Below are 12,510 nucleotides of genomic sequence, written 5' to 3'. Positions count from 1 at the left end.
TCGACCACTCCTTCGCGGTGAGTGAGAAGAAAGAACCATCAACAGGCGCTGGTCGTCAATGCTTAACAGGCCAATGTCGCCGAGTCTCGTCACGCACCTGTACCGAACCGTTACGCAGCGGGTTCCGGCCGGCCTCACCACGTGCCACGGCGAGATGCCGAAGGCGGCGGCGAAAACGCCCGCCGAAGCGCGAACGGCCCCGACCGCGCGTGCGGTCGGGGCCGTCGGGCTCACGTCGACTACACGTCACCCCACCGGGCGGACTGCCACTGGACGGCCTCCGGGCGCAGGCCGTCGCGCGAGTACTCCAGCAGCGCGGCACGCAGATCGCGGAACGGCAGGACGGAGTCGCGCGGGAAGCGCAGCGCGCTGCCCGCGTCGAACCGCAGCGCGGGAGGGTCGGGCAGCGGCTGCGGGTTGAGGGTGTGCCAGGAGCGCAGCTCGCCCTCCTCGGTCTCCTCGGTGTAGTTGAGGACGCCGACCTCGGCCTCGGGGTCGGTCACCACCCGCACCTGCTGGTAGGGCCCGGCGATCTCCTCGTTGTCGAACGGCCGGTCCCACACGAACAGGTGCGCGGCGCGCTTGGACTGCGGGCGCAGCACCCGGTTGACCAGCGTGGCCTTGTCGTCATCGGTCTGCGCGTAGTGGCGGTCTCCGTCGATCACCGCGGTCGCGACCGTGACGCCCAGCTCGGTGTTGCGGGCCCCGATCGCCTCGGCACGCAGCCCTTCGAGGCACTCGCGTGCCTCCTTCAGCGCCCGCATCGCCGCGCCCTGGTGGAAGACGAGGTCACCCCAGTACGGGTGACCGTGCACCTTGTTGAGGTCGCCGTAGACGGCGTTGGTGGTCTCGATCAGCTTGTCGACGACGTCCAGCGGAACATCCGACAGCCGCGCGAACACCGCGGCGGGGGGTTCGAGGGGACCCGACTCGTCTTGCGATGGCGGATTCGACATGCCTTCCCTACATCCAATGGCTCTTGGGACAAATCCACTGGCTCACAGGCGCCCGCGGGACGCCCCTGGACTCGTTGCGCGAAGGACTCCGCCGGTCATGATGCCAAGCCACGCCGACCGGCCGACCAGCAGCACCTGGGACGGACAAAGGCTACCGTGCGTGACATTCCGGACCCGAAGCGCCACCGCGTGCCGGTCAGCTCGCGCGACCGCGCAGCACGCCGGGCACCGGACCGCTCGTGGTCGTCATGGACAGCAGCGCCCTGGCCAGCGCTTCGGCGTCGTCGAAGCCCGTCTGGCGCAACACGTCGTCGGGCTGGCTGAGCATCGTCAGCGCCACCCCGAGCATCCCGGCCTCCAGCAGCGCACCGCCCCGCTGGCTGATGCGCTCGCCGACGGCGGCGTGCAGGTGCACCGCCGTGTCCACGTTGGCCAGTGCGATCTCGCCGAGCGCGGAGCGCACCTCGGGCCTGCGCACGCCTTCCAGGTGCAGCTCGAACAGGGCGAGGAACCTCGAGCGGGCGTCGGTGACCATGCGCCGCAGCATCGTCGCGTAGAGGGTGGCGATGTCGTTCTTGTTCAGGCCTTCGGGCATCCGTTCGCGCAGCTCGCGCAACGCGGAGGTGTGCTCGGCGGCGATGTGGCGGGCCACGGCGATGAACAGCGAACTGCGGGTCGGGTGGTAGTTCTTGGTGGTCCCCTCCGGCACCCCGGCCTCGCGGTCGATCGCGCGGTGGGTCAGCCCGCGGCCGCCCTCCCTGGCGAGCACCTCGATCGCGGACTCCGCGAGCAGTTCACGTCGGTTGCCTCTCTGCGGCATGCGTCCCCTGGCGGCTCGATCGTCATGACGTGATCAACAGCCTATCGCCGTCACGGGCCGCGCGGTGGGAGGGGTGAACGCGGTTGACCGTGTCGCGGCATTGGTATAGACCTCCTCGGAACCCTGTTGTCGCCCGCCAGGAGCGCCCGCCCATGCCCGAGAACGCGTCCGTGTCCGCACACGCCGAACACAGCCTCGCCCACCTGCGCGAGGTGGGTGAGCACAACGCCGCCGGACTGCGCGACGCCGCCGCCCGCCTGCTCGACTGCATCCGCTCCGACGGCCTGATCTACACCGCGGGCGCCGGACATTCACTCGCCGGAGTGATGGAGACCTTCTACCGGGCGGGCGGCCTGGCCGCGATCCGGCCGCTCTACCACCCCGACCTGCTGCCGCTGCACGGCGCGGTGCCCAGCACCAGGACCGAACGCCGCACCGGACTCGCCGAGCTGGTGATCACCGAGGCCGGGTTCCGCGGCGGCACCGACGCGCTGGTGGTGTTCTCCAACTCCGGGGTCAACCCCTACCCGGTCGAGCTCGCGATGACGGCGCGCTCGGCGGGCTCGCCGGTCGTCGCGGTCACCTCCCCCACCGCCAGCGCCGAGGCACCCAAGCGCGCCGGGACGACGCTTGCCGAACAGGCCACCATCGTGCTGGACACGCTGGTCCCCGGCGGTGACGCGAGCTACCCGCCGCACGCCCCGGTCACCGCCCCGCTGTCCTCGCTGACCAACGTCCACGTGTGGAACCTGCTGCTGGTGGAGCTGCACGAAGCGGCCCGCGAGGCGGGCGTCGACCTGCCGGTCTGGCGCAGCTCCAACACCATCGGCGGCGACGAGGCCAACGCCGCCAACCTGGCGCACTACGGCGAGCGCGTGCCCGGTCTCCAGTAGCCCGCACACGCACGCCGAAGGGCCCGGTGGTCAGTGACCACCGGGCCCCTCGCACATCGGGTCAGACTTCGTGCAGCTCGATCATCTCGGTGATGCGCCGCAGCTGCGCCGAGCGCTCCGCGGCCAGCTGCTGCTCCAGCTCCACGGCCTCCTCGGCCTGGGCGAGCAGCGCGAGCGTCTCGCGGGTGGCGCCGGCCGGCGGCGCGGCCACGGCCTCGGCGAGCTGGTCGACGGCGCTGTCCAGCTCCTCGGCGGGCACCACCGAGTTGGCCAGGCCGATCCGCTCCGCCTCCTCGGCCGTCACCTCGCGACCGCTCAGGCAGATCTCCACCGCCTTGGCGTAGCCCACGGCCCGGACCAGCGGCAACGTGCCGCCCAGGTCCGGCACCAGACCCAGCGTCGTCTCGGCCATCCGCAGCCGCGCGTCGGTGGCCAGCACCCGCATGTCGCAGGCCAGCGCGAGCTGGAACCCCGCGCCGATGGCGTGGCCCTGCACGGCCGCGATGGTCACGCGGTCGGGATCGCGCAGCCAGCTGAAGCCCTGCTGGAAACCGGCGATCTCGGCGTCGGCCTGCTCCGTGGGCCGCCTGCCCAGCGACATCACGCCGGGCGAACCCTCGACCTCGTCGAAACCGAACAGCCTGCGGTCCAGTCCCGCGGAGAAGGCCCTGCCCTCACCGCGCACGACCACGACCCGGATGTCGGAATCCAGGCTCTGACCGATCTCCCGCAGCGCGTACCAGGTCTGCGGGGTCTGCGCGTTGAGCTTGTCCGGACGATTCAGAGTGATCGTGGCACGCCGACCCTGGATCGTGAGCCCCACACCGCCACGATCCAGCAGGTCGGCGTCCACTGTCGACTCCGCCACGCGACCCTCCGATGCAGATTTGCGTTGATCGGTCGGCGCCAAGCGTACCTGCCGATCAAGGAGCTGCCGCGTGAGCAGGACATCGACCTCACCGGGCGGCTCGGCGCGCGATCACGCCCCGTCCGGCCTTGCGCGGTCGGCGACAGGTGTCGCTCGTACTCACTTCTTCTTGGTCCGGGTCGCGCCACCGCGGCCCCGGAGCTGCACACCGGATTCGCTCAGAACCCGGTGGACGAATCCGTAGGACCGGCCGGTCGCCTCCGCCAGAGCGCGGATGCTGGCCCCCTTCTCGTACTTCTTCTTCAGGTCACTGGCAAGCTTGTCCCGTGCGCTTCCGGTGATACGCGCACCTTTCTTCAGGTCAGCCACAGTGTCCCCGCCTTCCCTCCGAGCAGGTCGGGCCGCTCGCGACCCCTGTCAGCGCAATGATCGAACAGGAAAGCCGCAAACGCCAGGCGATCATGAAAAAAGATCTGCCGCCGGCCGAGGTTCACACCCCGTCGATCACCGGAATGCACTAATCCATACGTAGTAGCCCCGGGACTCTGCTTGCTCGTGGTATTGGCACCCGATTCGGGGGTCCCACGCCTCGCTCAGGCGAGCTGGACCAGCTCCAGGTAGTCCGCTGACCAGTGGTCCTCGGTACCGTCCGGGAGGAGGATCACCCGTTCCGGTTGCAATGCCTCAACCGCTCCGGGGTCGTGCGTGACCAGCACGACCGCGCCCGTGAAGCTGCGCAGCGCGTCCAGCACCTGCTCGCGGCTGGCGGGGTCGAGGTTGTTCGTCGGCTCGTCGAGCAGCAGGACGTTGGCGGCGCTGGAAACCAGGCCCGCCAGCGCGAGCCGGGTCTTCTCGCCACCGGAAAGCGTGCCCGCGGGCTGCTGGAGCTGCTCACCGCTGAACAGGAACGCGCCCAGCAGCGTGCGAAGCTGCTGCTCGGGGGTGTCCGGTGCCGCGCTGCGCACGTTCTCCCACACGGACGCGTCGTGGTCCAGCGTCTCGTGCTCCTGGGCGTAGTAACCCAACCGGAGCCCGTGACCAGGGACGATGGCACCGGAGTCGGGCTTTTCCATCCCGCCCAGCAGCCGCAGCAGGGTCGTCTTGCCCGCACCGTTGAGGCCGAGCACCACGACCTTGGAGCCGCGGTCGACGGCAAGATCGACGCCGGTGAAGATCTCCAGGGAGCCGTAGGACTTCGACAGCCCGTCAGCGGTCAGCGGCGTGCGACCGCAGGGAGCCGGGTCGGGGAAGCGGATCTTGGCGACCTTCTCCTGCGCCTGCTCGGCGTCCAGGCCCGCGACCAGCTTCTCGGCGCGGCGCGCCATGTTCTGGGCGGCGACCGCCTTGGTCGCCTTGGCGCGCATCTTGTCGGCCTGGGCCATCAGCGCCGACGCCTTCTTCTCGGCGTTGGCGCGCTCGCGCCTGCGGCGCTTCTCGTCCGCGGCCCGCGCCTCCTGGTAGCGCTTCCAGTCCATGTTGTAGACGTCGGCCTCGCCGCGGATCGCGTCGAGGAACCACACCTTGTTCACCACGGCGGCCAGCAGGTCGACGTCGTGGCTGATGACCACGAGCCCGCCGTCGTGGGCCTTGAGGAAGTCGCGCAGCCAGTTGATCGAGTCGGCGTCGAGGTGGTTGGTCGGCTCGTCCAGCAGCAGCGTGGTCGCCGACCTGCCGCCCGGTCCCGCCTCGGAGGCGGCGAACAGGATGCGGGCGAGCTCGACGCGGCGCCGCTGCCCCCCGGAGAGCGTGCGCAGCGGCTGGCTGAGCACCCGGTCGGCCAGGCCGAGGTTGCTGCAGATCCGGCCCGCCTCGCTCTCGGCCGCGTAGCCGCCGCGGGCGGCGAAGCGCTCCTCCAGCCGCCCGTAGCGGGCGACCGCCTTGTCCCGCTGGCGGTCGTCGGCCAGCTCGGCCATCTCCGACTGCGCCTTCTCCATGTCGCGCAGGAGCTGGTCGAGGCCCCGGGCGGAGAGCACCCGGTCCTTGGCGGTGACCGACAGGTCGCCCTCGCGGGGGTCCTGCGGCAGGTAGCCGAGCTCCCCGCGGCGCAGCACCTCACCCGCGTACGGCTGGCCCTCGCCGGCGAGCACTCGCAGCGTGGTCGTCTTGCCCGCGCCGTTGCGGCCCACCAGGCCGATGCGGTCGCCCGGCTGGACGCGCAGCGTCGCTTCGGACAGCAGGATGCGGGAGCCCGCACGCAGTTCCAGGCCGGTGGCAGAGATCAAGGAAAACTCCGGAAGTCGGTGGTCGAGCGTTCACACACGAACGCCCACCGGTCGGGCCCGGACCAGGCTCGAGACCGGTGAGCGCAGTCGCCGCTAATAGGCTTGCCGGGTTCTTCTGGTAACCCGAACCCGGACTACGGGGCGCTCACGAACCACCCGTCGAGTGTACCGGTGGCCGTCCAGCGGATTTCCGGCCACCTGAATCGGCTTGCTCACATCGCGCGGTGGCGGCGCGGGGCGTGCCGAGGTCGGCGGGTGGACGTGCAGGACATCGCGGCGCGGCGATCCGGGCGCGGGAGGGCGGGGCACGGTGGGGTGTCGACTGTCCGTGCAAGCAGGTCGGCGTCGTGCCGATCTGCCGCGCGTGCAGATCGGCGTCGTGCCTGGTGAAAACCGCGGCAACTGTCCGTCCGGGCGCTCACTTCGGCGGCACTCCGTGTTGCATGACCCGCGTGCCGGACGGCCACCGGTGACTGCCCGCACGCGGTTTCCCATCAACTTCCCCGTCAACGACCGTCACCGGCAGTGGCGGTGTCACCACCCTCCGAGACCTCGTCGCCGTATGCGAGTGCCGCTCACGCGTCGTGGATCTGGACCTCGACCGCGATGGCTCGGCGGGCCGCCTCGTCGAGGACGGTCCGCCGCGGCTCGGGCACGTCGAGCACGCGCGGCTCGGCCGAGGCCAGCAGGGTCGTGAGCCTGGGGTCCGCGCGCAGCGCGTCCAGGGCCTGGCGGTCGCCGCCGAGGACGACGGCGTCGAGCTCGTCGCGCTCGGGCAGCAGCACGCGGGCCACCGCGTCGGCGGCCGCCTCGAGCGCGCGCCGCGACTGGCCCTCCCGGCGCCGGGCGAACCGCTGCTGCGACCAGCCGCCCGCCTTGTTCCTGCCGTGGACCAGGTGCCGGTCGGTGCTCGAGCGCTCCACCCGGCCGCCCCTGCTGACCCCCACGCTGTGCGCTCCGAGCCGGACCAGCACGAGGCCGACCGTGCGCGGGGTGGTCACGTGCTCGACCAGTGAAGCCACCTCCAGCCCCTCGGCATCGCCGTGCGGCGGGGCCAGCGGAGCGAACGGGACGTCGACGGCCGCGCGGGCACCGTCGGCCGCACGGACTTCGACCCGCTGCGGCGCGACGCGGGTGCCCACCGCACCGCCGTGGCCGTCGGCGAAGCGCCGGAACCAGCCCTCCAGCCGTTCCGGCGCCACCTCCACCGCGCGGCCACCGCCCGGGAGCTGCCTCGACTTAGAGGACAAACGTGTCGCTCCACAACTGCGTCGTGCGACCGGACAGCGCCTCCAGCAGCGCGGCGGCCTGGTCGTCGGTCAGCGACGCGATGAAGTCGACCACCGCCCGCCCGCGGGCCATCCGTTCGAGGTGCTGCTCGCCCTCGCTGCCGGTCGGCAGCGCCTCACCGGGCCGGACCAGCAGCTCCGGCTCCTCGGCCCGCAGCTCCTCGAACTCGGCGCGGGCCCCGTCGAACAGGTCGCGCAGCCGGTGCGGGAGCCGGGCCGCCTCGCTGCGGTCGATGAGCCAGTTGTCCAGCGCCTCGACCAGCTTGCTCAGCAGCCTGTCCTGGCCGCGCTGGTGCAGCGCGAGGTCGGGGCGCTGGAGGACGAAGTGGCGGTGCACGAACTTGAGCACCTGCACCTCGTGCCACTGGTCGACCGCGAGGGCGACGTGGCCGGACCGGGTCGTCGGGTGTTCGTGCAGCTCGATGCCCTCCACGAGCCGCTGCGTCCATTCACCCGAGAACGCCGCGACCGACTGCTCGGCCTGCTTGGAGCGGTCGAACGGGACCTCCAGCAGCTTGGTGACCAGGTTGGCCACGACCTTTTTCACCGCGCTGACGAACGCCTCGTCGTCGGCGATCCACGAGTCCTTGGCGTGCAGCCTGCGCCGCAGCCACTCCAGCGACCGGCCCTGCCGCTGGCCGGAGCCCGCGAGCTCGGCGTCGGTCAGCGTGGCCAGCTCGGTGAACTGCCCCAGCCACGAGGTCAGCTCCTGCGAGACGGTGGTGTGCTGGAGGATGCCGACGCGGTGGAAGTCCTCGAGGTCGTGGATCGCGTAGGCGATGTCGTCGGCGGTGTCCATGATCGACGCCTCGATCGTCTGCTGCCACTCGGCGATGCGGCCGGCGAAGGCGGCCCGGCAGTCCCGCATGTCGCCCAGTTCGGTGACGTAGCAGGAGAACTTCGCCGAGCCGGTGCCCGGCGCGTCCTCGGGTTCGGACGCGCCACGCGGCGGCGACGGCATGTCGCGGGGGTGCGGCTGCGGGCGGGAGAGCCGCGTCCACGGGTACTTCAGCAGCGCCGCCCGGACGGCCGCGGTCAGGTCGAGGCCCTCGGCGCCGACGCCGCGCACGTCTATCCGGCTGACGATGCGGAACGACTGCGCGTTGCCCTCGAAGCCGTCGGGCAGGTCGAAGCGCTGCCTGGCCAGCCGGTCCAGGACGCTCTCCCCGAGGTGCCCGAACGGCGGGTGGCCGAGGTCGTGCCCGAGCGCGGCGGCCTCCACCACGTCGACGTCGCACCCGCCGAGGCGCTCCAGCAGCTCGACTTCGCGCCTGCCGGCCGAAAGCCGCTCGGCCAGGGCGCGGGCGACGTTGGCGACCTTGAGGCTGTGGGTCAGCCGGTTGTGCAGCAGCAGCCCGGAACCGCTCGGGCTGACGACCTGGGTGACCCCGCCCAGTCGGGCGAAGAACGCCGAGCTCGACACCCGGTCGCGGTCGGCGCGGAACGGGCTCGCCGCGAGGTCGCCCGCCGGGTGCAGGTGTCCGGTTCGTTCGCTTCGACGGCTTGTCCTGTCGGTTTCCGGCTGGTGCATGGCCACACGTTATAGAACGCCGGTCGGAAGGCACGCACCGCGACGGGCGTGATCTGATGCTCACGTGGTGGATGTCGTAGTCGTGGGTGCTGGACCCGCCGGCCGCGCCGTCGCGGCGGCCGCCAGCGATACCGGCCTGCAGGTCGCCCTGATCGACCCGAACCCGCGGCGGGTTTGGCCGCAGACCTACGCCGCCTGGTGCGACGAGCTCCCGGCCTCGGTGCCGCAGTCGGCGCTGTCGGAGGTCATGGGGCGGATGCGCGCCTTCGGCACGACCATGCACGAGTGGCCGCGGGCGTATGCGGTCATCGACAACGCGGTGCTGTGGAAGCACCTCTGGCGCGACGACGTCACCGAGATCTCGGGCCGCGTGGTCTCCGCCGAGCACGGGCCGACCGGTTCGACGGTTCACCTCAAGGACGGTCGCCGCATCGCCTCGGCCGTCGTCGTCGACGCCTCGGGCGCGGCGCGCGTCCTCTCCGGCGGCAGACCGCCGCGCACCTCCGCCCAGCAGACCGCGGTCGGCGTCGTGCTGGAGGAGCACGAGGCGGCCGGGCTGTGCCCGCCGGGCACCGGCCTGTTCATGGACTGGCGGGCCGCGCCGGACACGCGAGGCGGATGGCCGACGTTCCTGTACGGCGTGCGGCTGGGCGCCGAGCAGGTGCTGCTGGAGGAGACCTCACTTGCCAGGCGCCCCGCGCTGCCGCTGGCCCTGCTGCGGCGGCGCCTGCGTAGCCGGCTCGGCGAGGTAGGGATAGAGGTCCCGGAGGGCGCGGTCGAGGAACGCGTGCGCTTCCCCGTCGACGACCCGCTGCCCCGCCCTGGCCGCGTGATCCCGTTCGGCGCGTCGGCCGGCCTGGTCCACCCGGCCACCGGCTTCAGCGTCGCGACCTCGCTGCGCAAGGCCCCGTGGATCGCCTCGGCCATCACCGCAGGCCTACCCGCCGGGCCCGCGGCGGCGGCGAGGGCGGCGTGGTCGATCCTGTGGCCGCCGCGGGCGCTCGCCGCGCACGCGCTGCGCCGGCGCGCGTTGCAGGCGCTGCTGACGTTCCCACCGCACCTCGTCCCGGAGTTCTTCGAGTCGTTCTTCGCGCTGCCGCCGCACCACCAGTCGGCCTTCCTCTCGGTCGACCACGACCCCGCCGCCACGGCGGCGGCCATGACGGTGCTGTTCCGCCGCGCCCCCTGGCCGATCCGGCGGCAACTGGTCACCGGCGGCCTGTCCCTCGGCCGTCCGCACGCCCACCACGGCCTGGGCGGCCTGTAGGTAGGCGGGGCGGACGGACGCGGCGGCGCCTGGGACCGGGCGCGCACCCCGCGGATCGGTTGGGCAGGCGGATCGGGTGAGCAGGCGGAGCGGGCTGGGGCATGGTCTGGACCCCGGACCCTGCTGGGGTTTGGCGCTCCAGACGGCGACTCGTGGTTTGGCTGAGGCCGGCAGTCTGGCCTGGGGTCTCGTCCGGGTGGAGCGTGGCGGTCCGGCAGCGATCTGGCCGAGGATCTGGCGGTCAACCGGTGGTGGTTCCGCGTGCTGGAGCGCGGGCGGGTGTTCGGTCGGTGGCAGGTCGATCGCGGATCTTGGGCGGCCGGCCGAAGAATCCAACCAAGATCATTTTCGAAGAAATGGAATTTGATCTGCACGCCCGTTCCGGAAATTGGTCGCACATTTCATGGCGTGATTCGTTTGTTGTTCACCAAAATAGCGCCCGAACGGCGGCCGCGTTCGGGCGAACTGCCACACAACGTGGCGGAACAAACGCGTTTCGTTGTGCCGCCGGACACAGTTCCGGGGGGCTTGTGCTGTTCCTGGCTGGTCAAGCGCGTTAGTTTGGCACACTGGGCCCGGCGTCCTCGGAAACGAGGAGGAGCTGAGATGTCGGTGAACAGGTCGTGAACAAGCTCGATGGAACAGCATGAGTACGGGCAACATCGACTCCGTGCTTGCGCTGGTGGACGAAGTACGCTTCGCATTCCAGCCGTTGATCAATGTGAAGACCGGTGCGATCGTGGCGGTGGAAGCACTCGCCAGGCCGGCCGGTGCGCATGTGCATGACCTCTTCCGGGAGGCCGCGCGGCAGCGCAGGCTCACAGAGCTGGACGTCCAGCTCGCGGTCGCGGCCCTGAAGTCGGCATCCGAGTTCGAGACCCTCCTCCCGCTGCACCTGAACGTCTTCGGCGGCACGGTCGCCCACGACCTCGCCCGGCTCGACGTGCTCGGCGAGGACCTGCGCCGCGTCGGCAGGCGCCCGCAGGAGCTCACGATCGAGATCGGGCCCCCGTTCGCACGGCTCGACCCCGCCCAGCTCGTCGCCGGCGTGGAGAAGCTGCGGGCAGACGGCTACCAGGTCGCGCTCGACGGAGTGGGCGAAGGCGACGTGCCGCTCACGCTGATCGCCGACATGCGCCCGAGCATGGTCAAGCTCGACCGCGGTGTCGTGCAGGGCCTGCCCGACACCCAGGCGCGGCTGCCGGTGCTGGAGGCGGTGCGCCACCTCTGCGAGGCCACCGAGTCGCTGCTGGTCGCCGAGGGCGTGGAGAACGAACGGCAGCTCACGGCGCTGCGCCGCAACGGGGTGCGGCTGGTGCAGGGCAACCTGCTCGCACCCGCGGCGAGACGGCCGCCGACCGTGCTGACGATCCCCGGCGTGGCCGCGGAGATCACCGACCCGCACGCACCCTCGGTCACCACGCTGGCGGCCGGGCCGCGCGTGACGGAGTTCCTCGCCCCCGCCACGACGCTGCCGACCGACGTCACCGCCGACCAGGTCCGGCAGGTCCTCGCCGACCACCCCGAGATCAGCGGGGTGGTGCTGGTCGACGAGCAGAACCACCCGCACTGGACCATCGACCGCAACCGCTTCCTGCTCGCCGTCACCGGCCCGTACGGGCACGCACTGCACGCCAGGCGCCCGGCTTCCCGGCTCGCCGACGAACCGCGGGTCGTCACCACCGCGACGACGGCGATGGAGGCGCTGGGGCTGATCACCGGTTCGGACCAGTACCGGATGTACGACGACGCGATCGTCGTCGACGAGTCCGGTCGCTGCCTGGGGATCGTGCGCGCCGGACAGCTGATCCGCGGCATGGCCGACCTCAAGGTGGAGGAGGCCGCGGCACTCAACCCGCTCACCCGGCTGCCCGGCAGCGACGCGATCGCCCGCGACGTGGCCCGCAGGCTGGCCGCCGACGAGGTGTTCGCGGTGAGCTGGCTGGACATCGACGGCTTCAAGACCGTCAACGACACGGCCGGGTTCTCCGCCGGTGACGACCTCATCCGCTCGATCGGCCGCACCCTGACCGACTCCGCCGCGGGGATGAGCTCGGTGCAGGTGGGCCACGTCGGCGGGGACGACTTCCTGATCGTCTCCGATCTCGACGACCTGGTGCCGCTGTCGGAGATCCTCCTCGACCCGCCCCGCACCGCGGGCGGCGTCGACGTGAGCCTCTCGCTGGCGACGTTCGTGTGCGCGCGGGGCACGGCGACCACCTACGACGAGGTCTCTCGGCAGCTGGCCCCGCTGAAGCGGCACGCGAAGTCGCTGCACGGGTCGAGCTGGGTGATGTCGCGCCCCGGATCGGACCGCATCGACGTGTTGCGGGGCACGCCCACGGCTCCCGAGTTCCCCGCTCAGGACTTCCCGGCGCCCCACTTCCCGACGCACGAACCGGACGCGCGGCCGACGGGCGGCTTCCCGCCGCCTCCGCAGTAAGCACAGCCGCAGGCACGGTGCTCCGGGGACACCATTCCAGCGGCGCCGGGGAGACCCTTCCAAGGGAGCGGAGGACGCCGGGTGGCGCGAGCGCCCGAAGCGTCGCGGGTGGCGCGTGCGCCCGAAACATCGGGGGTGCCACGGGCGGTGGCCTCCACGCGGCGAACGCCCGAACGAGCGCGGTTAGCAGCAGAGCGCCGGCGGCCGGGAGAGCAGCCGCA

The 12,510-nt window shown here is 71.7% G+C and carries 10 protein-coding genes; 3 read left to right on the top strand and 7 right to left on the bottom strand.

Annotation, left to right across the window (positions count from 1 at the left end):
• Window positions 1–239: 239 nt before the first annotated feature.
• Together SACE_RS10725 and SACE_RS10720 are read right to left on the bottom strand one after the other, a co-directional pair.
• Window positions 240–956 (bottom strand): Imm1 family immunity protein, encoded by a 717-nt coding sequence (locus tag SACE_RS10725; protein ID WP_009942931.1) that lies wholly within the window; start codon window positions 954–956, stop codon window positions 240–242.
• Between the two features lie 196 nt (window positions 957–1,152).
• On the bottom strand, window positions 1,153–1,776 hold the full coding sequence (locus tag SACE_RS10720) for a TetR/AcrR family transcriptional regulator (protein WP_009942932.1): 624 nt from the start codon (window positions 1,774–1,776) through the stop codon (window positions 1,153–1,155).
• A 152-nt stretch (window positions 1,777–1,928) separates the two neighbouring features.
• On the opposite strand from SACE_RS10720, the gene SACE_RS10715 reads away from it, so the two are divergent.
• The gene (locus SACE_RS10715; RefSeq protein ID WP_009942933.1) at window positions 1,929–2,669 is read left to right on the top strand and encodes an SIS domain-containing protein; all 741 of its coding nucleotides are present in this window, start codon (window positions 1,929–1,931) and stop codon (window positions 2,667–2,669) included.
• Between the two features lie 61 nt (window positions 2,670–2,730).
• On the opposite strand, the gene SACE_RS10710 is transcribed toward SACE_RS10715, so the two are convergent.
• The 5 genes from SACE_RS10710 to SACE_RS10690 all read right to left on the bottom strand — a co-directional run bounded on the left by SACE_RS10710 (window position 2,731) and on the right by SACE_RS10690 (window position 8,579).
• Window positions 2,731–3,537, bottom strand: coding sequence for an enoyl-CoA hydratase/isomerase family protein (locus SACE_RS10710; protein ID WP_011873594.1), 807 nt, complete (start codon window positions 3,535–3,537; stop codon window positions 2,731–2,733).
• A gap of 159 nt (window positions 3,538–3,696) precedes the next feature.
• Window positions 3,697–3,906, bottom strand: coding sequence for a helix-turn-helix domain-containing protein (locus SACE_RS10705; RefSeq protein ID WP_009942935.1), 210 nt, complete (start codon window positions 3,904–3,906; stop codon window positions 3,697–3,699).
• Window positions 3,907–4,130: 224 nt separating this feature from the next.
• Window positions 4,131–5,759, bottom strand: coding sequence for an ABC-F family ATP-binding cassette domain-containing protein (locus SACE_RS10700; RefSeq protein WP_009942936.1), 1,629 nt, complete (start codon window positions 5,757–5,759; stop codon window positions 4,131–4,133).
• 575 nt (window positions 5,760–6,334) lie between these two features.
• Window positions 6,335–7,009, bottom strand: coding sequence for an acVLRF1 family peptidyl-tRNA hydrolase (locus SACE_RS10695; protein ID WP_011873593.1), 675 nt, complete (start codon window positions 7,007–7,009; stop codon window positions 6,335–6,337).
• Complete coding sequence (locus SACE_RS10690) at window positions 6,999–8,579, bottom strand: deoxyguanosinetriphosphate triphosphohydrolase family protein (RefSeq protein ID WP_009942938.1); 1,581 nt, start codon at window positions 8,577–8,579, stop codon at window positions 6,999–7,001. The genes SACE_RS10695 and SACE_RS10690 overlap by 11 nt, the downstream gene beginning before the upstream one ends.
• Window positions 8,580–8,643: 64 nt before the next feature.
• Between SACE_RS10690 and SACE_RS10685 the strand changes: the two genes are divergently transcribed.
• Window positions 8,644–9,846, top strand: coding sequence for a lycopene cyclase family protein (locus SACE_RS10685; RefSeq protein ID WP_231849969.1), 1,203 nt, complete (start codon window positions 8,644–8,646; stop codon window positions 9,844–9,846).
• Between the two features lie 646 nt (window positions 9,847–10,492).
• On the top strand, window positions 10,493–12,289 hold the full coding sequence (locus SACE_RS10680) for a GGDEF domain-containing protein (RefSeq protein WP_009942940.1): 1,797 nt from the start codon (window positions 10,493–10,495) through the stop codon (window positions 12,287–12,289).
• Window positions 12,290–12,510 lie beyond the last annotated feature (221 nt).

Source organism: Saccharopolyspora erythraea NRRL 2338 (assembly GCF_000062885.1).
GTDB lineage: Bacteria > Actinomycetota > Actinomycetes > Mycobacteriales > Pseudonocardiaceae > Saccharopolyspora_D > Saccharopolyspora_D erythraea.
Note: the sequence above shows the minus strand (reverse complement) of the source record. Positions and strands in the feature narration are given on the sequence as shown.

Excerpts from the sequence above, each read along its gene's own strand:
- SACE_RS10680 (WP_009942940.1), top strand. The coding sequence starts at position 10,493 with ATGAGTACGGGCAACATCGACTCCGTGCTTGCGCTGGTGGACGAAGTA.
- SACE_RS10725 (WP_009942931.1), bottom strand. The coding sequence starts at position 956 with ATGTCGAATCCGCCATCGCAAGACGAGTCGGGTCCCCTCGAACCCCCC.
- SACE_RS10720 (WP_009942932.1), bottom strand. The coding sequence starts at position 1,776 with ATGCCGCAGAGAGGCAACCGACGTGAACTGCTCGCGGAGTCCGCGATC.
- SACE_RS10715 (WP_009942933.1), top strand. The coding sequence starts at position 1,929 with ATGCCCGAGAACGCGTCCGTGTCCGCACACGCCGAACACAGCCTCGCC.
- SACE_RS10690 (WP_009942938.1), bottom strand. The coding sequence starts at position 8,579 with ATGCACCAGCCGGAAACCGACAGGACAAGCCGTCGAAGCGAACGAACC.